Source organism: Rubneribacter badeniensis, assembly GCF_002899695.1.
Taxonomy (GTDB): domain Bacteria; phylum Actinomycetota; class Coriobacteriia; order Coriobacteriales; family Eggerthellaceae; genus Rubneribacter; species Rubneribacter badeniensis.
On sequence record NZ_PPEL01000033.1, the window covers coordinates 1 to 19,364 of the forward strand.

General features: G+C 69.3%; 22 protein-coding genes. All 22 read left to right on the plus strand.

Features of this window, described 5'->3' with window-relative positions:
- The coding region (locus C2L80_RS06790) for a CpaE/TadZ family protein (RefSeq protein ID WP_103262904.1) at positions 1-952 on the plus strand (952 nt) is incomplete at its 5' end.
- A complete protein-coding gene (locus C2L80_RS06795; protein WP_239938782.1) occupies positions 943-2,268 on the plus strand; it encodes a TadA family conjugal transfer-associated ATPase in 1,326 nt (441 codons plus the stop codon). The genes C2L80_RS06790 and C2L80_RS06795, both read left to right, overlap by 10 nt.
- Positions 2,238-3,215 carry a type II secretion system F family protein gene (locus C2L80_RS06800; protein WP_103262905.1) on the plus strand — a complete coding sequence of 326 codons (978 nt, stop codon included), beginning with the start codon at positions 2,238-2,240 and terminating at the stop codon, positions 3,213-3,215. Before C2L80_RS06795 ends, C2L80_RS06800 begins: the two co-directional genes overlap by 31 nt.
- Positions 3,215-4,153, plus strand: coding sequence for a type II secretion system F family protein (locus C2L80_RS06805; RefSeq protein ID WP_087197314.1), 939 nt, complete (start codon positions 3,215-3,217; stop codon positions 4,151-4,153). Before C2L80_RS06800 ends, C2L80_RS06805 begins: the two co-directional genes overlap by 1 nt.
- Before the next feature lie 18 nt (positions 4,154-4,171).
- Positions 4,172-4,372: a Flp family type IVb pilin gene (locus C2L80_RS06810; RefSeq protein WP_087197317.1), complete on the plus strand. Its 201-nt coding sequence runs from the start codon at positions 4,172-4,174 to the stop codon at positions 4,370-4,372.
- A 122-nt stretch (positions 4,373-4,494) separates the two neighbouring features.
- Positions 4,495-4,782 (plus strand): hypothetical protein, encoded by a 288-nt coding sequence (locus C2L80_RS06815; protein WP_224759270.1) that lies wholly within the window; start codon positions 4,495-4,497, stop codon positions 4,780-4,782.
- Positions 4,783-4,821: 39 nt separating this feature from the next.
- The gene (locus C2L80_RS06820) at positions 4,822-5,331 is read left to right on the plus strand and encodes a TadE/TadG family type IV pilus assembly protein (RefSeq protein ID WP_087197319.1); all 510 of its coding nucleotides are present in this window, start codon (positions 4,822-4,824) and stop codon (positions 5,329-5,331) included.
- Positions 5,328-7,442, plus strand: coding sequence for a molybdenum cofactor biosynthesis enzyme (locus C2L80_RS06825; protein WP_087197321.1), 2,115 nt, complete (start codon positions 5,328-5,330; stop codon positions 7,440-7,442). Before C2L80_RS06820 ends, C2L80_RS06825 begins: the two co-directional genes overlap by 4 nt.
- Positions 7,439-7,894, plus strand: a complete 456-nt coding sequence (locus tag C2L80_RS06830; protein WP_224759271.1) for a hypothetical protein — start codon at positions 7,439-7,441, stop codon at positions 7,892-7,894. The genes C2L80_RS06825 and C2L80_RS06830 overlap by 4 nt, the downstream gene beginning before the upstream one ends.
- A gap of 35 nt (positions 7,895-7,929) precedes the next feature.
- Positions 7,930-8,400, plus strand: a complete 471-nt coding sequence (locus C2L80_RS06835; protein WP_239938784.1) for a hypothetical protein — start codon at positions 7,930-7,932, stop codon at positions 8,398-8,400.
- A gap of 2 nt (positions 8,401-8,402) precedes the next feature.
- Positions 8,403-8,888 carry a DUF192 domain-containing protein gene (locus tag C2L80_RS14315; protein WP_239938786.1) on the plus strand — a complete coding sequence of 162 codons (486 nt, stop codon included), beginning with the start codon at positions 8,403-8,405 and terminating at the stop codon, positions 8,886-8,888.
- Positions 8,889-9,934: 1,046 nt separating this feature from the next.
- Complete coding sequence (locus C2L80_RS14040; protein ID WP_129589914.1) at positions 9,935-10,243, plus strand: hypothetical protein; 309 nt, start codon at positions 9,935-9,937, stop codon at positions 10,241-10,243.
- Positions 10,240-11,124: an A24 family peptidase gene (locus C2L80_RS06850; RefSeq protein WP_087197327.1), complete on the plus strand. Its 885-nt coding sequence runs from the start codon at positions 10,240-10,242 to the stop codon at positions 11,122-11,124. Before C2L80_RS14040 ends, C2L80_RS06850 begins: the two co-directional genes overlap by 4 nt.
- Positions 11,125-11,215: 91 nt before the next feature.
- On the plus strand, positions 11,216-11,449 hold the full coding sequence (locus C2L80_RS06855) for a hypothetical protein (protein ID WP_087197329.1): 234 nt from the start codon (positions 11,216-11,218) through the stop codon (positions 11,447-11,449).
- 9 nt (positions 11,450-11,458) lie between these two features.
- Positions 11,459-11,980: a TadE/TadG family type IV pilus assembly protein gene (locus C2L80_RS06860; protein WP_087197363.1), complete on the plus strand. Its 522-nt coding sequence runs from the start codon at positions 11,459-11,461 to the stop codon at positions 11,978-11,980.
- Positions 11,974-12,447, plus strand: a complete 474-nt coding sequence (locus C2L80_RS06865; RefSeq protein WP_239938790.1) for a TadE family protein — start codon at positions 11,974-11,976, stop codon at positions 12,445-12,447. Before C2L80_RS06860 ends, C2L80_RS06865 begins: the two co-directional genes overlap by 7 nt.
- Positions 12,448-12,512: 65 nt before the next feature.
- The gene (locus tag C2L80_RS06870) at positions 12,513-13,106 is read left to right on the plus strand and encodes a hypothetical protein (RefSeq protein ID WP_087197331.1); all 594 of its coding nucleotides are present in this window, start codon (positions 12,513-12,515) and stop codon (positions 13,104-13,106) included.
- Positions 13,103-13,987 carry a Flp pilus assembly protein CpaB gene (gene cpaB, locus C2L80_RS06875; protein ID WP_087197332.1) on the plus strand — a complete coding sequence of 295 codons (885 nt, stop codon included), beginning with the start codon at positions 13,103-13,105 and terminating at the stop codon, positions 13,985-13,987. Before C2L80_RS06870 ends, cpaB begins: the two co-directional genes overlap by 4 nt.
- Positions 13,980-15,299, plus strand: coding sequence for a TadA family conjugal transfer-associated ATPase (locus tag C2L80_RS06880; RefSeq protein ID WP_087197335.1), 1,320 nt, complete (start codon positions 13,980-13,982; stop codon positions 15,297-15,299). The genes cpaB and C2L80_RS06880 overlap by 8 nt, the downstream gene beginning before the upstream one ends.
- A gap of 18 nt (positions 15,300-15,317) precedes the next feature.
- Positions 15,318-16,304 (plus strand): type II secretion system F family protein, encoded by a 987-nt coding sequence (locus C2L80_RS06885; protein WP_087197337.1) that lies wholly within the window; start codon positions 15,318-15,320, stop codon positions 16,302-16,304.
- A complete protein-coding gene (locus C2L80_RS06890) occupies positions 16,286-17,212 on the plus strand; it encodes a type II secretion system F family protein (RefSeq protein WP_087197339.1) in 927 nt (308 codons plus the stop codon). Before C2L80_RS06885 ends, C2L80_RS06890 begins: the two co-directional genes overlap by 19 nt.
- 10 nt (positions 17,213-17,222) lie before the next feature.
- Positions 17,223-19,196, plus strand: coding sequence for an RICIN domain-containing protein (locus C2L80_RS06895; RefSeq protein ID WP_103262906.1), 1,974 nt, complete (start codon positions 17,223-17,225; stop codon positions 19,194-19,196).
- The last annotated feature ends 168 nt before the right edge of the window (positions 19,197-19,364 follow it).

The following is a 19,364-nucleotide window of genomic DNA, read 5'->3' on the forward strand; positions in this document are numbered from 1 at the left end:
GGCCGCAGGTGCGGATGCCGTGCGAGCGGTTGCGACGGCGCCGTCTGCGAAAGCCGTTGCGCCGTCCGCGTCGCCCGCGGCCGCGCCACGCGCTTTGGCGGTTGCCGCGCAAAGCGAAAGGTCGACCTTCCTCATGCCGGTGGTCAGCGGAAGCGGCGGCGCGGGGAAGAGCACGGTGTCGGCTTTGCTGGCGCTTCTCGCGCACGCCATGGGGCTCTCGACGCTGCTGCTCGATTTCGACCTGCAGTTCGGCAACATGGCGGAGATGTTGGGCGCGGCAGACCCCCTGACGATCGATGACGTGCTGGCCGTGCCCGCGCGCATCGATGCCTTGCGGGCCGATGGCCGCGCACCGGCCCTCCTTGCCGCCCCTCGGCATCTTGAAGACGCCGAGAGCATCGCGGCCCAGGCGCCCGAGCTGCTCGGCAGGCTGTCGGAGCGGTTCGACATGATCGTGGCGAACACGGGGGCGGCGTGGGCCGAGCAGCATGCGGTCTTGCTCGAACGCAGCTCCAAGGCGCTGTTCCTCGTCGATCAGCGCGCGTCGTCTTTGCGCGCGTGCCGCCATGCGCTCGATTTGTGCGCGCGCTGCGGCATCGCCACGGGGCCGTTCTCCTATGCGGTGAACCGCTGCGCGAAGGGGGCGGCGTTCACCTCCATCGACGTGTCGTGCGCGCTCGGCGGCGCGCATGTGTTCGAGCTTGCCGACGGCGGCCGCGACGTGGAGGAGCTGCTTGGGGCGGGCGCGCCTTTCGAGCTGGTGGACGCGCGCAACCCTTTATGCGCGAGCATCGAGCGGCTTTTGCGCGAGGTGCTGCCGGATGCGGCCGGGCTCGAAGCGCCCGATGATGCGGCGAGGCGTCGTCGGGGAGGATTGCGCCTTCGGCGACCAGGCAGGTTGGAAGGGCCGGGGAGGCCTCGTCGGCGCAGGAAGGGGGAGCCATGTCTTTGATGGGCCGGGTGCGCGCGGCGGGCGAAGCGGGGGCTTTGGGAGTGCTCCAAGGGCCTTCGTGCGACCTCGAAGCGTTGAAGGCGCAGGTTCTGACGCTCGTGTCGGCAGACGACATCGCCGTCATGATGGCGGCGAATCCGAATCGTGCGCGCAGCGAGCTGAAAAGCGCGTGCCGTCAGGTGTTCGAAGACGTCGCATGGTCGACGGTGCCGCGCGAGGAGCGGCAGCGGCTTGCAGACGAGCTGGTGGACGCGGTGCTGGGGTTCGGCCCTCTCGAAGGGCTTCTCGCCGACGACGCGGTCACCGAGATCATGGTGAACGGCCCGCACGACGTGTTCTTCGAGCGGGAGGGCCGCCTGTTCCGTTCCGAAGCGAGATTCTCGGACGAGGCGCAGCTGAGAGCGCTCATCGACCGCATGCTCGGGCCGCTCGGCCGGCGCGTGGACGAGGCGTCGCCCATGGCGAACGCGCGCCTACCCCAGGGCCATCGCGTGCACGTGATCATCCCGCCGCTCGCAGTGGACGGCCCGGTGCTCACCATCCGCAAGTTCGCCTCGCGCGTGATGACGCTCGGGGACATGATGGAGACCGGTTCGTTCGGGGCGACCGTGGGAAGCTGCCTGACATGGGCGGTGCGTGCGCGGAAGAGCATCGCCGTGTCGGGCGGCACCGGCAGCGGGAAGACCACGTTGCTCAACGCCTTGTCGTGCGTGCTGCCGCGCGACGAGCGTATCGTGACGATCGAGGATTCGGCCGAGCTGCGCTTTCTCGAGCATCCGCATGTCGTGCGCCTCGAAGCGCGTCCGCGCAGCGTCGAGGGCACGGGCGAGGTGACCATACGCGACCTCGTCATCAACGCGCTGCGCATGCGCCCCGACCGCATCGTGGTGGGGGAGTGCCGCGGCGCGGAGGCCCTCGACATGCTGCAGGCCATGAACACGGGCCACGACGGCTCGCTGACCACGCTGCACGCGAACTCGCCGTCCGACGTGGTGTCGCGTTTGACGACGATGGTGCGCTATGCGGCCGATTTGCCGGTGGACGTGATCGAATCGAACGTCGCGAGCGCCTTCGATGCCGTCGTGCAGACGGCGCGCTCCCTCGACGGGGCGCGGTTCGTTTCGGAGGTGGCCGAGCTGTCCTACGACCGAGGGCGGCGCGCTTGCCAGGTGCGGACGCTGTACCGGCGCGAGCGTTCGGAAGCCGAGGGGCGGTGGCGCGCGGCGCCGTGCTGGATCGACGAGCTGCCCGCGTTGCGGGTGGCGAGCGGGGAGGAGGTGGCCGCATGGAGACGCGCGTGCTGCTTGGCGGCATGACGGCGCTCGGCGCGCTCGCGGCGTTCGGATGCGGTGCGCTTGCGGCGACCTCGGCGCTGCGCGGCGCGCGGAGGGCGTCAGGACGAGCGCGCGGCCTGGGCTCGGCACACATGGGATGGCTGTCCCGAAGGCTGCGCGACGGCGTGGGCTGCACCATGCCGCTTGCGCGGCTGCTCATGCGCTCTCCTCGCTGCGCGAAGCTCGCGCGCGAGGCGGTGCGGGAGATGCGCGGACGCGGTCTGGCCGCATCCGAAACGTCGCTCGCGTCCGCGTTCTCGGCGGCAGTTCTGCTGGTCGCGGTGGCCGCAGGGTTCGTGACGGCCTCTCCGGCGGGCGGCGTCGCCGTGGCGGCGTGCGCGTGCGCGGTCGCCGTCGTGCGCCTCAGGGCGCTTGAGGAGCGCCGCCGCGACGCGCTGCGCGACGCCGTTCCCGAGGCGTTGCGCTCGATGGGGGTGTGCTTTCGGTCGGGGTTCTCGCTGCTTCAAACGTTGCAGCAGGTGGCTGATGAGGCGCCGGGGCCGCTCGGCACCTTGTTCGGCCGCGCCGCGCACCGCTTGCAGACGGGCCACGGCGCCGCCGAGGCGCTGGGGGCGCTTCGCGAGGGGGCGACGGTGCCGGAGCTTTCGTTCGTGGCGGTGGCCTTGGACGTGCAGCACGAGGCAGGGGGCAGCTTGGCCCAAGTGCTCGACGCGGCGCGCGAATCCGTGGAGGGCGAGATGGAGTTGCGGTGCTCTCTGCGCGTGCAGACGGCGCAAGCGAAGCTGTCCGCGCGCATCGTGAGCGTCATGCCGTTTGCGCTCATCGCAGTGTTCTCGTTGGTGAGCGAGGATTTCCTCGAGCCGTTCTTCTCGAGCGCGACGGGTTTGGCCTTGCTTGCGCTGGCCTTGGGCATGCAGGCGGCGGGCGTGCTCGCCGTGCGGCGCATGCTGGCCGTGGAGGTGGGGTGATGGCGGCGGCAGAGGGAGCGCTTGCGGCGATGGCGGCGGTTTCGGCGGGCATCGCGGGGGCATGCTTGGGAACGTCGTGGCGGGAAAGGGCCCTTGACGCGGCAAGGCGCAGGGCCTTGCGGCGGGCGGCGGGTGCGGACGAGGGGAATGCGGCCGAGGGGCTTGACGAGCGCCTGGTGCGCTTGGCGGCAGAGGCCACGCGCAAGATCGAGCTCGGGGTTTCGCGCGCCTCCGTCGCTCGGCGGCTGCCGATTGCGCGGGTGGAGGCTTGGCTTGGAGAGCACGGGAGGAGGGCGGGATGCGCGAAGGAGGTATCGGCCCTCGGGCTCGCTGACGCGTCCGTGCGGCTGGGCGCGGCGTGCGCAGCGGCGGGGGCGGTTGTTGGTGCGGCGCTGTCGAACGAATTGTGCCTGGTCGGTGCGTTGACTGGCGCGATCTGGGGCGTCTTGTCCATACCCAAGGCCGTGCGTCGCCGCGAGCGTCTTCGCGCGGTGGGTCTGGAGCGCGACTTGTCGGAAATGCTCGAGGTGGTGGCGCTCGGCCTGCGCAGCGGGATGTCCTTCGACCGCAGTTTCGGGCTGTACGCCGGGCACTTCGAAACGGGCTTCGCGCAGGAGTGCGCACGGGCGGTGCGCGCATGGTCGTCGGGCTTGGCCACGCGCGAGGAGGCTTTGCGCTCTCTGGCGGCCTCCTACGACTCGCCTTTGCTCGCGCGGGTGGTGGAGAGCGCGGTGCGCTCGCTGCGATTCGGCTCGTCGCTCGCGGAGGGCCTCGAGGCTTCGGCCGCGGAGGCGCGCGCCGCGCACCGGGCGCACGTCGAGGAACGGGTGGCGAAGGCGCCGGTCAAGATGATGGTGCCCACGGGTGCGCTCATCCTGCCCGCGATGCTGCTCTTGGTGCTGGGGCCGGTTCTGCTCGAGTTGATGGAAGGGTTCTGACGATGGAAGGGAGTTCACATGGATGCGTATCGGGGATGGTTGGCGAAGGCGACGTGCCGCGTGGGACGGGCGCTTCGGCGGGAGGACGGCCAGGGGACGACGGAGTACGCCATCCTCGTGGGAGTTCTGGTGGTGATCGCCATCATCGCGATCACCGTGTTCCGTCCGAAGCTGCAGGAGCTGTGGGATGCCATCGCGGAGGGCATCAACAGCCTGTGACGCCGATGTCGCGCGGCGGCGCGCGAGCATCGGGCGGCAGACGCTCGACGGGCGGCAGACGAGCGTCGGGTGGCGGGTGCGCGCTCCCGCCGCACGGCGCGAGCGGGCCTTCGGGGGTTGGCGTGCGCGTCGGGCGCGCTGTCGTTGGCGCGCGCGGCGGCGCAGGTGTCGCGCGCCGGCGGGCGCTTGGTCGCATCGTGGGCGCATTCGGCGTCCGAGATGGGGAGCGCGGGCAGGGCACGGTGGAGTTCGCCGTGGTGACGGCTGCGTTTCTCGGGATGCTCGCGGCCTTCGGGATGCTGTGGCGCTGCCTCGAAAGCGGCTTGTTCGTGGAGCATGCGCTGCTGTCCGCGTCGCATCACGTGCAGCTGGCCGCGCCGGGGTCGGTCGCCGACGTATTTTTGTATTGATCGCGCGAGAGCGCGTCGAGTTCGAGGAAGGGGGATGCTGTGAAGGCGAGGGCGCAGGAGAGCGGGCAGGCCACGGTGGAGGCGGCGTTTCTGATACCCGTGCTGCTCGTGGCGCTGCTTTTGCTCATGCAGCCGGGCATCCTCCTCTACGACCGCCTCGTCATGAACGCGGCGGCGTCGGAGGCATGCCGGCTGCTCGCGACGAAGACGGATGCGGCGGGCGACATGGCCGAGAGCTGCGAGGCGTTCGTGCGCCGCCGTTTGGGCGCGGTGCCGCCGGTTTCGTGCTTTCACGTGCACGAGGGCGGCTGCTCGTGGGAGGTGCGCCTCGAAGGCGACGAGGGGTCGGACGAGGTGCGCGTCTCCATCGTGAACGAGGCGCGTCCGCTTCCGCTGATCGGCGCGGGCGGGGCGCTGCTCGGCATCCTGAACGAGCGCGGAAACTTCCGCATCGAGGTGGAGGCGAGGCAGCGCACACAGCCTGAATGGATCGATTCGTCATCGGCGGGCGGCGACCCGTCCGGATGGGTGGGAGCGTGGATGGAATGAAGCGGGATCTGTTTCGCGACGAAGAGGGGTTCACCTCAGTGGGCGTGGTGCTCGCCCTGCTCATCACGCTGTCGCTCGTGTTCTCGGCAGGGCAGGTGTACCGGTTGAACGCGGCGGCTTCCAAGGTGCAGAACGTGGCAGACGCGGCGGCGCTCGCGGCCCAGAACGTGGTGGCCGAGTTCATGATCGTCGTGAAGGTGTGCGACGCGGCGGTGCTGTCGCTGTCGCTGACCAGCTTGGCGGCAACTGGTTTGGGCGTGGCGGCGCTGTGCACGCCCGTCACCGCGCCGGCTTCGGAGGCGCTGCTTTCGGCTGGGCGAAGCGTGGCGCGTGCCCGCGATTCGTTCGCGGAGAAGGCGGCGTCGGGTTTGAACCGGCTTCAGCGGGCTTTGCCGTTTCTGTCGGCGGCGAACGCGGCGTCGGTGGCGACTGCGGACGGAGGCGGCTCGTCGAGCTATCTGGCGCTTGCGGTGCTCGCTCCCGACGAGGGGCAGGAGATCGTCGTCGGTGCCGATGCCGCGACCGAGGCGCTTCAGGACGAGGTCGATGGCGAAGCGGAGGGCATCTCCGAGGCGGCGAAGCGGGCCGAGGAGGCGGCCGAGCGCGCGAACGAGGCGAAGCTGCGCGGTTTCGAGCGCGATTGCGGGGCGAATCCCTCGTACTGCATGTACGAGCGCGCCCGGTCGCTCGCGGGCATGGAGGGCGCGGACAATCCGCTGTACCGTAGCGTCGACACCTGGTCGTTCGCCGTCGCCCTCGAACGGGCGAAGGCCTACTATCCTCATCGCCTCGCCGCAGAGCGCTCGGAAAACGATTCGGTGGAGGAGCGGGCGCGCTCGAAGCTGCGCGAACGGTTCTACGCGTACGCGGCTCAGGAGGTGGAACGCGGGTACGTGCGCGAGAGCGAGGGATCGTTCGAGGCGTTCTTCCCGCATCTGCCGAAGAACACCGAGGAGATGCGCGCGACAGGGCTCTACACCGAGGCCGTCTATCCGGTGACGGAAGGAGCCGACGGAACGGTCATGCACGCTTGGGAGGGGTGTCCCGAGGCTGCGGGCGCTGTGCGGTTCGGCTCCATCGAGCAGATGGAGGCGGGGTCGTACATCACGTGCCCGGCATGCGGGTTCTCCGCTGCCAGCATGGGCAAGGTGGCCGCCGCGTCCACCTCGATCGACAACGGGTTCGAGTACCACTACGAGAAGGTGGCCGAAGCGGCCGAGGACTACGAGCGGGCGCGCGCCGAGCTCGATCCGCTTGCGAACGAGGTGCGCGAGCGCGCGGGCGGCCTGTTCGACCGCTTGGGCGATGCCTTGGGGTCGGTCGCGGGGATGCGCATCGACGCGCGGCCTCCGGGCGCTCTCGGCGTGGTCGTGCTGGCGGCGTGCACGGGAGCTTCGGAATCGGCGTGGCCGGGGCCGTTCGTCCAACCTGCGGGCGCGCTCGGGGCGCAGGCCGCCGTGTCTGCCGCCACGCTCGTGGCGGATCCTGCGGGAGAGGGGGCGTCGGTGGTGTCGTCTCTGCTCGACGGCCTTCGCGACGACGGCGGCGCGGCCGTGGGGGCGCTCGGCATCGTGCTCGACTGCTGGTCGGGCGTTCTCGGAGCGTACGCCGAAGGGCAGAAGGCGCTCGACGGGGCCGTGTCCTCGGCGCTCGACGGCCTTCCCCTGGCGGGGGCGAGCGGGCTCGGCTCGTGGGCGGCAGGTGCGCTCAGCGAGGTCGTCTCTGCCGTGGGGCTTGAGCCGGCCAACCTCGATGCGCTGAAGCCGGCGCTTGTGAACTCGGCCCATGTGGCTTCGGCCGACGACGGCGCGTTCGCCGCGCAGCTCTTGTCGCTCAAGCGCGGGGCGATGGAGAGCCCCTTCGCGTCGAACGACGTGTTCCAGTCCATCGTGGGATTGGTCGAAGGAGGGCTTGTCGAGGGCATCGACGCGGCGTCGGGGAGCATCGTGATCGCCGAGGTGCGCGTGTTCGGCGACAGCGGCCCTGCCGTGCCCATCGAGTTCGCGCTGCCCGAGGCGGCGAAAGGCATGGCGGTCGATGTGATCGAGCGGATCGCAGACGGTTTGAGGACGGTGTGCGCGCAGGTGACGGGGGCGAGGGTATGGGAGTGAGGCTTCATCAAAGAAGGGGCGGCGCGGCTTCGGGCGGCGAGGCGGGGCAGATGACCGTCGAGCTCGCGGCGGCGTTTCCCGTGCTGATCGCCGTGGCGGTGGTGGCCGTGAACGCGCTGCTGTTCTTCTCGGAGTGCGGAGCGTTCGACAACGCGTTTCGCGATGCGGTGCGTGTCCATGCGGCCTCGCCCGCTTACGGGCAGGGAGCCGAGCAGAGCAGAGCGCAGGTGCATGCGACGCTGTCCGAAGCGTTCGACAAGCCGTTCGAGCAGGTGAGCGTTGCGGTGCGCGGCACGGAGGGCGGGCATGTGGAGTTCGAGGGGACGCTCGAGCTTGCGCCCACGCTGTTCGGCTTGGGCCTGAAGCAGTCGGTGTTCGGCGTGTCGCTGCCGTCGCTCTCCCACCGCACGGCTTTCGTGGTGGACTGCTATAAGCCAGGGGTGCTCGTATGAGGCCGCGCGCGCCGATGCGGGCAGGGCCTTCGCCGATGCGGGCGCGCGTCGTGCGCGCGGTGCTTGCCCTCGGCTCGACCGCCGTCGCGGCTTCGTGCGCCTCCTGGTTCGGAGGGGTCGCCGGATCGGACGTGCTGAGGGAGGCGGCCGATCCGGCCTTGTGGGACGGCGCGGCCGAGGCGACGTCCGAGGACGGGGGCGATCCTGCCCCGGAGGGGTTCGAGGACGAGGCGCTTGCGCTCGAGGGTCGCGAGGACGTGCGGGCAGACGCGTCGGCGCCCGTTGTCGGGTTCACGACGCAGGGCGAGGTCGCCGTGGCGTTCGAGGAGGCGGCTGAAGAGCTGGAAGGGAAGGGCTGGACGCAGGTGGAGAGCGGCATGCCGGCGTGCGGCACGTTCGTCAAGCGCGACGGGACGTACCGGTGGCTGTTCGTCTCAGGCGTTCAGGTCGGAAAGGACGCGAGCATGGTGGTGCACTACGACGGGCAATTGGACGGAAAGGGCTGATCATGGTTAAAAAGACAGAGATGGAGGGCAAGGCTTTGACGATCGAGGCCGCGCCGAAGGGAGTCGCGGCGAAAGGAACGAGGACGAAGGCGGGGCGCGAACGCGCCGCCAACAAGGCGCGCAAACCGGTCAAACGCCGCGAAGCGCCTTCCGTCGGCGACGTGCGCGAAGGGCCGGCGGCGCTCGGATTGGCGACGAGCCTGGCGAAGCGGATGCGGGGCCTTCTGCTTTCGCGTCCCGACGAAGGGGCGCTGTTGCTGCTCCCGTGCGCCGATGTCCATACGGTCGGGATGGGGCGCCGCATCGACGTCGCGTTCGTCGATGGGACGGGGTGCGTGCTGGCGGCCTATCGCGACGTGGGGCCTTTCAGGCGGCTTCGCCACAGGGGCGCGGCGGCGGTGGTCGAGCGCTTCTCGTCGTGCTCGACGCCTTGGTTCGAGCCGGGGGATCGTATGGGCGTGGTGCCCGTGAAAGGGGGAGCGCGATGAAGACCTGTCCCGTTTGCCATGCGCGCGCTTTCGACGACGCCGAGGTGTGCTTCGGGTGCCTGCATCGCTTCGCCGCCGCGGAGCTGAATACCCCTCGTGCGGCGATACCGAAACCGGGCTCGACCAGGGGTGCGTCTCCTGCGGCAGAGGGCGGGGCGATCGCTGCGGAGGGAGCGGCTTCTGCGATGGCCGCTGTCGAGACGGCACCTTCGACCTCGGCTGCTGCGGCGGCTTCGTCTGCGATCCCCGCCTCGTCGGCTTTCGCGAGGACGTCGGGGTCGGTTTCGGGGAGGATGGGTCTGTCGGCGACGCCTTCTGCCGCGATGCCGTCGGCGGCGGCTTCTCCAGCGAGTCCCCAGCCGTCCATGAAGGACGATGTGCCGCCGGCTTTCCCTGCGAATGCCGTTTCCCCCGATCGGCAGACGGTTTGCCCGGGGGATGCGGCGGGCGTTGCGCGGGCTATGCCAGAGGGGGCGTTCGCAAGGGCGGATTCCGCAAAGGGACTGGAGGCGGCTGTTTTGCGGGCGCCGATGACGGGTCCGGAGGCATCCGCGTCGGCGTCGAAGGGCGCATCTGCGAAAGCGATCTTCCCGGCAGACGTTCCCGGGGGCGGCTCTGCGCCTCCTGGAACCTCTCGCACGTTCGTGGATTTCCCGTCATCGGGGGCGGCTCCCGCTCCTGCGGTTTCTTCGACGTCGGCTTCTAGCGCGACGTTCCAAGCGAGCTCGTCGGCTCCGTCTTCGGGGCGCGGCCTTGCGGTTCCCGAGGTTCCTTCGACTTCGGATTCGCCCTCGGTCCTTCCGACGGCCTCTCCGGCATCGTCTGCCCTCGCGGGGGCTGGTGCGAGCGAGTTGTCCGCTCTCATCCTCGGCCTCATGGAGCAGCTTCGGGGCGGGGCTACTTTGCGATCCGGGCCCTGCCCGTTCGCCAAGGAGGCCGAGGCTTCCCCGGCAGATGCGGAAGCGCCCGCGCCGCAGGTTTCCGCGGCGTCCGGAGGAGGGCTTCGGCTGCCGACGAGAGGTTGTACAGACGGTGCGGAGTGGGTCGTGCGCTTCGAGTTTCCCGAGGGGGCGATCATCGAAGGAGGGTTGGACGGCAACGTTGAGAAGGACGGAGCGAGGGGGCTTTCCCTCATCTTGAAGACCGGTGGAGTGGATGCGGGGAGGGCGTTTGCCGCGACGGGTTCGAGGGTCGCTGCGGCCTTGGAGGATGAGAGGGGGCGGGCATGCGCGTCGGGCGTGCGGGCTTCGCCGCGCGCCTCGGATGGGGCGTGCCGGTTGGCCGCGCGGGGCGCGCATGCGCGGGAAGCGCTCGTCTCCGGCTGCGAACCGGTTGCGGCGAAGGAGGCGTCGTGACGGCCGCGCTCGCGGCGGCCGCAGCGGGGTTCGCGGCGGGCGGCGTTGTCGGGTGGTTCGTCGTCCCGCCGCTTGCCGACAAGCTGCTCGGGCGCTCGCATGCGCGAACGGCGTCGTGGTGGTGGGAGAGCTGTGAGGCTTACACGACGTTCAAGCGCGAGCATCGGGCGCGCGAGCCGTGCGCGGGAGCGGGAGGAGAGGAGGGTGTGCTCGCCGTCTGGCGCGATGACGCGCTCGCGGCGGCGCGCGAGGGCTCTCTTGCGCGGGAGCGTGCCGCCGCCCTCGCGGAGGCTGGGTGCAGCGTCAATGTTTCGCTCGCCGTGCGCGACGAGGCGGCGCAAAGAGAGCGGCGCTCCTTCGATCCGACGCCGTTGCGTCGCGGCGCGTGCGCGCTCGGCTGCGCTTTGTGGTTCTCGGCGCTTGCCGCCTCGGGGCTGCCTTGGGCGGCGACGGTCGCCTTCGCCCTATGCGGGGTGGCGATGGCCGCCGCCGTTGCATGCGATATGCGGGCGCGGATCATCCCGATCGAGGCGTGCCTTGCCATCGCTTTGGCCGGCATCGCGGTGCAAGCGCTCATGGGCGGCGCGACGGCGCTCGTTGCGGGAGCGGCGTTCGGGACGCTTGTCGTCGCAGTCTGCGCGCTTGCGAACCGAGCGTTCGGACGCGGCGGGGTGCCCCCTGTCGGACGCGGGGACATGCGCTGCATGGCGGCGCTCTCGCTCGCGAGCGGCCTCGCCGCACCTTGCGGGATGCTCGCATGCTATGCGCTTGCGGCGGTCGTCTCTTTGGCGGGCATGGCTGCCGGGAAGTTGACGGCGAAAGACGGCATCCCCATGGCGCCGTTTCTGGCTGCGTGGCTTCCGGTTGCGGCGCTGGGGTAAGGGCGGGGCCGATGGCAAACGAGGCGGGACGGGCAAACTGACGAAACGGAAAAGCCGATCTGGATGGTCGGTCCGACGAAAGGAGCAAGCAATGACGAATGCGAATGCGAAGATCATGGCGGCAGCAGGTGCCGTGCGAGCGTTTCTGCTGCGCGGCGAGGAGGAGGGTGGCTCCGAGATCGTGCAAACGGTCATCGTGCTGGGGTTCGCCGTGGGCCTGGGGGCCGCCCTCCTTGCGCTGCAGGGGAACATCCAGGAGGCCATCACGGACGCGGGCACCGCGATCACGGACATGTTCTCGAAGGTCACATCCGGCGCGGCCTAGGAGATGGCGGTGCAGGCGAAGGGCCGAAGCCTTTCCGAGCGCGGCGGCAGCGTCGTCTCGTTCGTGTTGGCGCTGCCGATCCTCCTCGCGTTTTTCTGCGCCGCGGTCGATCTGGGGCGGGCGGTGTTTCTGGGCATGGCCCTCGAAGATGCGGCCTATGCGGCGTGCAGGGCGGTCTGTTCGGAGGGAGCGGAGGGGGCGACGTCGGATGCGCTGCGTGACGCGGTGTTGCTCGAGGCGCCCGCGCTGTCTGGCGACGGCTTGACGCTTGAGGTGTCCGTGCAGGTGGGCGAGGTTCAGAGGGAGCGTTACGCGCATCGTCTCTTCGATGCGGAGACGGGATCGTTCTTGGAGCGGCCGTCGCAGACGGCGTGCCGTCCCGTTCGCGTCGCCCTCCGATTGAAAGGGACGTATCTTACGTCGGTGGGCGCGCTTGCGGCGACCGCCTCCGGCGAGGGCGAAGCCGGATTCTCGTACGAGGCGGCGGCTGTGGGGACGATCGACGAGACGGTCGAAGGAGGATCGTGGTGAATGATGCCGAGCAGGGAAGCGAGGTCGTGCAGTTCGCGGTGGCGGTGCCGCTGCTTATGCTCGTCGTGTTCGCGACGGTGCAGCTGGGCGGCATGACGCTCGTCGCGAACCAGCTCTCCTCGGAGATAACGCGCGCTTGCCGACAGTTCGACGTGGGGGGCTTCGAGCGCGCGACGGACAAGGAGGCGTTCGTGGAGGAGGAGATCGTCGGCGCGTCTTCTCAGCTGCGGCCGGATTCCCTGCATGTGGAGCGGGTGCGGTGGGAGCGCCAGACGCGGCAGGACCGGGGCGGCGCCGAGGACGGTTCCATCGAACAGCGGACGATCCGGCTGGCGCTCTCGTACGATGTGCGCTACGAGCTTCCGTCCGTCCTCGACGTGCCCGGTCTTTCGGGTCAGTCGCTCGAAAGAAGCGTGACAAGCATCTTTTGCGAGGGGAGGGCGATCGAGGTGGAGGTGGGGTCGTGAGCGTGGGGAGGGGCGCGCATCGCCGCGCTGGGCGATCGCGCAGATCCGATGGCGAATGCGGGAACATGGCCCTTCTGGCCGTGGCGGCGGCGTTCGTCTTGTTCGCGGCGCTTGCGTTCTCCGTCGATCAAGGAATCGCCTACGCAACGAAGGCGCGCCAGGAAAACGCGCTCGACGCGGCCCGTGCGGCGTGCATGGACGCCTCGTTCGCCCTTAGGGCGAAGAACGACGACGACCCGGCGGCGCGGTTCGCCGAGCGCGCCGTGCGTGCCGTGCGCGATGCGGGATGCGCAGGGAGCGTAGCCGTGTGGTTCTACGAAGCGCCCGAGACGGACACGGCGGAGGGGGAGCGCATGTGGGCGGTGGGCTTGCAGGTGGAGGAGGAGTCCCCCACGGTGTTCGCCCGAGGGTTCGGCGTGGAGGGGATACCGGTCGCCTCCCATCGCGTGATGACGGCCATGCCCTATGCCGAGGACCGCGTGTGGCGTCCTGACGAGCGGACGTGCGGGCGCTTCGACGTCGCCGCGGGCCTCGATGCGGTTGACGCGGCGTTCACGCGACTGGGCTCGCTCGACGAGTTTCCCGCTGAAATAGGAGATCAGGTGCGGGCCGCCTTGTCGGATCGGGTGGATGAAGAAGAAGGAGGAAGGCAGCCATGATGGAAGCTCGAACGAACGGCGCGTCTGCGCGCTCGGGGGGATTCGCCGCCCGCGCGGCCAGCGCCACCGCCCCTCGCTTTGCGAGGCGGGAGGGGGCGTCGGGGGCGACGTCTGCCTCGTCCGCGCCGTCGGCGTCTGCGGCGGCGACGGGGCCGGCTCCGGCGGACCCCCTGCGTTTTGCGAAGGGGCCGCAGGACGTTCGCCGTGCGAAGCGCCTCGCCCTCGTGGCGGCCCTTTCGGCTGCGGTCGCCGTCATCGCGGTGGGCTATGGCGCGTGGGCCGTTGTGTCGGCAAGCGCTCAGGTCGGCGCGATGGAGTCTGATCTGGCTCCCACGCTCGTGGCGACGACGGGCATCGCCGCCGGCGACGCCGTCTCCCCAGACCAGCTTGAGGTGGTGGAGGTGCCGCGCGCGTTTCGCGCGGAAGGCGCCCTCGATGCGGATGCGGTCGAAGAGGTGGTCGGAGGACGGGCGGCGGTCGACATCCCCTCTGGCGCGCAGATCGTGCCGGGCCTTGTGGCCGGGACGGCGGGAGGCGACCATCTGGCCGCCGCGCTTGGGGCCGGCATGGAGGCGGTTTCGGTGTCGGTGGACACGGAGACGGGCGTCGCCGGCCAGATAAGGGCGTTCGACACGGTGCGCGTGATGGCCGTCGAGTCCGCCGCTTCCGGGGAGACGTTTCTGACGACCGTTTGCGAGCGCGCGCTCGTCGTGTCGGTGGGGGCGGGTCAAAGCGAGCTTGCGACCTCGGGCGGCGCGGTGACGATCGCGGTGTCTCCCGAGGAGGCCGACGCGGTGCGCGAGGCGCAGTACGCAGGGAGGGTGAGCTTTGCCCTCGTGGCGCTCGTCGATGCGATGGAGGAGGAAGAGGAGCGTGGATAGATCGACTGAGCGAGCGCTCAAAGCGTCCGTGCGAGAGGAGGTCGCTTCGAGGTTGAGGGCGGGACAGGCGAGTCCTTCGGCGGTTGAAGCTCTTATCCGAGAGGTGGTGGGCCAGGTCGCGTTCGAGCAGGGCGAGCCGCTTTCCCTGTACGAGTTGGAGTCGCTTGCGGGCGGCATCGTCGATGACTTCCTCCGTTACGGCCCGCTGCAGCCTCTGCTCGACGACCCTGCCGTCACCGAGATCATGGTCAACGGCGGCGGGGTGGACGAGGCCGATCCGGCGCTGCCGTTTCGCGCCCCCGTCGTGTACGTGGAGCGTGCGGGGTTGATCGAGCATCGACCCGACATCGTCTTCGACGATGCCGACCATGTGCGCCGCATCATCAACAAGATCGCGGAGCAAGCGGGCATGCGCTGCGACGAGACGCACGCCATGGGGTGCGCGATGCTGCCCGGAGGCAGGGCGCGCGCGACGTACGTGGTGCCTCCCATTTCGCCGGACGGGCCGGCGCTCAACGTGCGCACGTTCTCGGACGGCATGCTGAGCATGGAAGATCTGCTGGGCGTCGGCGCGCTGTCTGCGGCCATGGCGGATTTCCTCTGCGCAGCGGTGCAGGCTCGCTGCCCCATCGTGATCTCCGGCGGCACAGGCTCGGGCAAAACTACGTTGCTCGGTGCGCTCTCCGGTTTCATTCCGGCGGGGGAGCGCGTCATCACCATCGAGGACACGCCCGAGCTGCGTTTGCAGACGGCCCATGTCGAGCGCATGCAGACGCGCGAGGCCAACGTGGAGGGCGAAGGGGCCGTCGGCATGCGGGAGCTCGTGGCGCTGTCGCTGCGCCGCCGGCCCGACCGCATCATCGTGGGCGAGTGCCGCGGTGCCGAGGCGTACGACATGCTCCAGGCCATGCAGACCGACCATCCCGGGTCGATGACCACCATCCACGCGAACGATCCGTCGAACGCGCTCAGCAGACTTCGCACGATGGTGGGCTACGCCGACGGCGACCTCAGTCGCGAAGTGATCGCCCAGCAGATCGCCGAATCACTGCAAGGGGGCCTTATCGTGCATGTCGAGCGCATGAGGGACGGAACGCGCAAGGTGACAAGCGTCGTATCCGTCGATCCGCTGCCGGAAGGCTCGATGGTGATACCGCGAGCCGAGCTGTTCGCCTACGACGTGGAGGGCATTGACGCGAACGGGTGGGTCGTGGGCGCGTGGCGGCCCTGCGGCGTGCAGCCGCAAGGGATCAAAGCGCGCATGCGGGTGGCGGGGATTCCGTTCGATCCCGCCTGGTTCTTCGGAAGCTAGGGCAAGGAGGTGCTTGCGATGACAGGGACGACGGCTGTTTTCGCGGCGCTGGCCGCAGGGGGATGCGCGCTTGCGCTGTGGGCGTACGCGCTGTTTCGCCAAGAGCGCGCCGCGCAAAGGGGAGAGGCGCTTTCCGATCGGACGCTGTACGAGGTCGGCAGGAAAGCCGCCGCCCGACGCGACGCTCGTGGCGCGCGTTCCAAAGAAAGCGGCGACTGGGAGGGGCCATCGATGCGTGTGCGGGCGCTTGCAGTTGCGGGAGGGGTGCTGGCCGCATTCGTCTTCGCGACCATGTTGAGCGGAAGCGCGCTGGTAGGGACGTGCGCCGCGATCGGAGTGGTGGCGGCGCGTCGCGCGTGGCAGGGCCGCGTGCGAAGAAAACGTCGCGAACTGCTTGATCGGCAATTCGCCCGCATGCTCCCTCAGCTTGCCGCGAGCGTGCGAAGCTCACTGACGGTCGAGCGGGCTTTGCGGGTGGCGTGCGCCCGCATGGACGATCCGCTGCGCGACGAGCTGACCCGCGTCATCGCCGACATCACCTACGGCACCACGCTTTCCGATGCGCTCGAGGACATGGCGCGCCGCACCGGCAGCGGCGACGTGCGCACGCTCGCGGCGGCGGCAAGGATGCAGCAGAGGTTCGGCGGCTCGCTCGCTCCGGTGCTCGACATGGTCGCCGGGCACGTGAACGCGCGGCTCAAAGCCGCGCGGGAGCTGGAGACTGAGGTGGCGGGGACGCGCCTTGCCAAGTGGTTCGTGGCGCTGTCCATGCCGTGCATCTTCTTCATGATGTTCGCGACCAACGCCGATTTCGCACGGTTCTACACCGAGGAGCCGCTTGGATGGGCGTTGCTGGGAGGTGCGGTCGCTCTCGAGGTGATCGGGTTGGTATCGTGCCGCGCCATCACTTCGCTCGACGAGCCGAAGACGCGCCGCGCACGCACCGCGAGGCGTGCGGGTGGCGCCGAAGACAAAGGAGGACGGGCATGGCTGCCTCTGCGATGACGATCTGCACGCTGGGGGCGTTCGCCGTGCTGGCGGGCGTTGCCGTGTACGAAGCGCTTGTGCGCGCGTTCGCGCCGCTGCCGCGCGTGGCCGTGTGGGGCGATGCGCGGCGGGAGGGCGAGCGCGCTCGGGCGATCGGGCGCGATGCTCTTGTCCGGCTGTTGGGTGTCGCGTCCGAAACACTCGAGAGGCTTGTGCCGTCGGCTCGCTCCGATGCGGACGAGTGCCGCAGCCGGCTCTCTCGGGCGGGGGTGTCCCTGCAGCCCGAGGCATGGCGCTGTCTGCGGGTGCTCGCGGCGGTGTTCGGCACGTGCACGGCGGCGTGCGTCTCGTTGGCGTGTGGCCTTTTCCCGAGCGCTGCCGGTATCGCGTTTGCGGCGTTCGGCCTGGCAGCAGGATGGCTGGGGCCGCGCGCGGCGCTCTGGGCCGCAGAAAGGAACCGCCGCCGCGCCATCGAGGCGAGCCTGCCCGACGCCATGGAGCTGCTCGGCATCGCCGTGGCGGCGGGATCTCCGCTCGAGCAGTGCTTCAAAGAGGTGGCGGCAAGCGTCGAGGGGCCTCTTTCCGAAGAGTTGTCCCTTGTCGACCAGGAGGTGAACCTTCTCGGGCACGGGCGCGAGAAAGCGCTTGAGCATCTTGCAAGGCGTTGTCGCAGCCAAGACGTGTCGGCGTTTGTCGCGCAGCTTATCCAGGCCGTGAGCCAGGGGTCGTCCATTGCGGAGGGCCTTGCGAGCCAGGCCGCGCTGTCCCGCGAGGTCGCCCAGGCGAGCGCGCTCGAGCGCATCCGCAAGATGCCCACGAAGCTCGATGTCGTCCTGTCCGTGTGCTTCCTGCCGCCGACGGTGGCGCTTGTGGTGGTGCCCACGGTGGTGAGCTTGCTGAGTTTCTTGAACGACACGATGGCGTGAGGAGGCCGAGATGGAGAGGGGTGGCAGCGTCGAAAAGCGCTCCGAGTGCGGAGGCGCGGGCGAAGTGCGGCGTATCGGGAATCGCGCGCCGATGACTCGGCGAGCGTTTCTCGCGGCGGGAACGGCCGTCGGGCTGTCGTGGCTCGCCGGCACGAAAGTCGCGTGGGGCGGCGTGGGCGGCGGCGGGTGGGGCGCGATCGGGTCGGTCGCGGCGCCTGGCAACCATTTCGGCTATGACGGGGGATGGGGTTATTCGGACAACGGAAAAGTGTGGCTGTCGGTGAGATGCGATGCGGTCGTGGGCCGTATGACGGAGCTGTTCCTCGAGATATCCGTGACTTCGTACTACGCCAACGGAGGGGTGTGGAACCCCACCTGGTTCACCGACTACCCCGACACCCATGTTGACTCGTTCATTCGGGATGAAACGGGCTGGCTCGCCTCGAAGAGCGGCTTCTACGATACGACCTACGACAATTCGAATTACCACGGGCCTTATGTCACCGACACGCTGCGGGTCGCTCGCAGATCGTGGGATTGGTGGGCGTGGGCAGGGGTGCGGGCGTGGTGCGATTCGCCCGATAGCGCTTACGGCATCGACACGACGGCCGAGGCGTCCCAGATCATCCCCGCCCATGTGCTCAACGACGATGCGAGTTGGCGGGGAAAGATCGTCACTGTGCGCCCTCGCTCGGCCGAGCATCTTTTCATGGACGCGAGCGGGGGTGGCCTCGACGTGCGGACGAACGTCGTCGGCTGGCAGGACACCTTCACAACCAATCAGAACTGGATCGTGGTGGAAAGCCCTCAGGGGAGGACGAGCCTCGTGCCTGTCCATACTGGTGCCTCGGCGCTGTACCTCGACTTGCAGGGAGGGGATTGGTTCGACGGCGACAACGTGCATCTTTGGACGCCCAACGGAGGCACCGCCCAGTCGCTGTATCTTCATGATTTCGGCGATGGCTACCATATGCTCGTGTTCGAGTGCAGCGGGTGTGCGCTCGATCTTGACGGCGGCGGCCAGGATAACGGCACGAACTTCCATCAATGGAATCCTTACAACGATTGGGTAACTCGCAACCGCCACATGAAGATCGAGGAGGTCGTGTTCGGGCCGCGCTCGGAAGGGGCGTTCGCGATCGAAGGGGAGCCAAGGAAGGGAGGCGACCTGAGTCCGTCCGACCCCAATGCCACGTGCCATCCGTACAACTATCCGGGCACGGCGGGCATGGCGTATCGGTACGCCTGGTACCGTGGCGGGCCGGATTCGCGCGGCGAACTCGTGCAGGGACCTGGTGATAAAGCGACGTACCGCGTGACCGAAGCAGACGAGGGCGCGCGCCTCACCTGCGTGGTCACCGCGTATGCGCGGTTTCAAGAGACGCCCTATCGAGGGGAGGCGGCGGCGTATGCTGACGTGCCGCGTGGGGAGGTCGCCGTGCGCTTTTTCGCAGATGGAGAGGCGCGGGCGTGCTACGAGGTCGAGGCGAGGCGGGACGAGCCGTTCTTCGTGCCGCGAGAAGCGTGGGATGCCGCTGAAAAAGAGGGTTGCGCGGGCGTGGAGGGCTGGTTTTCGGATGCCGGTTGCTCGGTTCGCTTCGAGGACGGGGCGATCGTTTCGGAGCCGCTTGACTTGTATGCCTACAACCGCGTGACGCTGGCATACGCCCAGGCCGACGCATCGTGTCTGCTGCGGGACGATCGTGCCTACTTTCTCGACGAGGCCCTTTCGACGCCCTTGCAGGAGGAGGACGCGCTGCCGGACGGACGCACGCTGCGCTTTGGCGAGCGCGTCGTCTTCGAACGCGGCGCGCCGGCTTGGTTCGAGGAGCGAGGCCGTGTGCGGATGGCGACGTGCGACCTCGGGGCCTATGCGAGCGCGGCCGCCGAAGGCGTCGCGCAGCGCGCAGCCCGTCTCGTGCGCAACACGGAGGCGTACCTGCTTTGGCGCACGCCCGCCTACGACGGGATCGAGCTCTCATGAACCGCCTTCTGTCTCCGCATCGAAATCTCGCGCGCGCATTGGGGATGCCCTCTCTCGAGCGCCCGCTCCTCTCGTCCTTTTTTGCGGCCTCCGACGAAGTCATCGAAAGGCGCGCCTGCCTGCATGTGTCTCCGTGGGCGAAACGGTATATTCGCTTCCGGAGACCGT

Excerpts from the sequence above, each read along its gene's own strand:
- C2L80_RS06795 (WP_239938782.1), top strand. The coding sequence starts at position 943 with ATGTCTTTGATGGGCCGGGTGCGCGCGGCGGGCGAAGCGGGGGCTTTG.
- C2L80_RS06800 (WP_103262905.1), top strand. The coding sequence starts at position 2,238 with ATGGAGACGCGCGTGCTGCTTGGCGGCATGACGGCGCTCGGCGCGCTC.
- C2L80_RS06805 (WP_087197314.1), top strand. The coding sequence starts at position 3,215 with ATGGCGGCGGCAGAGGGAGCGCTTGCGGCGATGGCGGCGGTTTCGGCG.
- C2L80_RS06810 (WP_087197317.1), top strand. The coding sequence starts at position 4,172 with ATGGATGCGTATCGGGGATGGTTGGCGAAGGCGACGTGCCGCGTGGGA.
- C2L80_RS06825 (WP_087197321.1), top strand. The coding sequence starts at position 5,328 with ATGAAGCGGGATCTGTTTCGCGACGAAGAGGGGTTCACCTCAGTGGGC.
- C2L80_RS06835 (WP_239938784.1), top strand. The coding sequence starts at position 7,930 with ATGCGGGCGCGCGTCGTGCGCGCGGTGCTTGCCCTCGGCTCGACCGCC.
- C2L80_RS14315 (WP_239938786.1), top strand. The coding sequence starts at position 8,403 with ATGGTTAAAAAGACAGAGATGGAGGGCAAGGCTTTGACGATCGAGGCC.
- C2L80_RS06855 (WP_087197329.1), top strand. The coding sequence starts at position 11,216 with ATGACGAATGCGAATGCGAAGATCATGGCGGCAGCAGGTGCCGTGCGA.
- C2L80_RS06870 (WP_087197331.1), top strand. The coding sequence starts at position 12,513 with ATGGCCCTTCTGGCCGTGGCGGCGGCGTTCGTCTTGTTCGCGGCGCTT.
- cpaB (WP_087197332.1), top strand. The coding sequence starts at position 13,103 with ATGATGGAAGCTCGAACGAACGGCGCGTCTGCGCGCTCGGGGGGATTC.
- C2L80_RS06885 (WP_087197337.1), top strand. The coding sequence starts at position 15,318 with ATGACAGGGACGACGGCTGTTTTCGCGGCGCTGGCCGCAGGGGGATGC.
- C2L80_RS06890 (WP_087197339.1), top strand. The coding sequence starts at position 16,286 with ATGGCTGCCTCTGCGATGACGATCTGCACGCTGGGGGCGTTCGCCGTG.
- C2L80_RS06895 (WP_103262906.1), top strand. The coding sequence starts at position 17,223 with ATGGAGAGGGGTGGCAGCGTCGAAAAGCGCTCCGAGTGCGGAGGCGCG.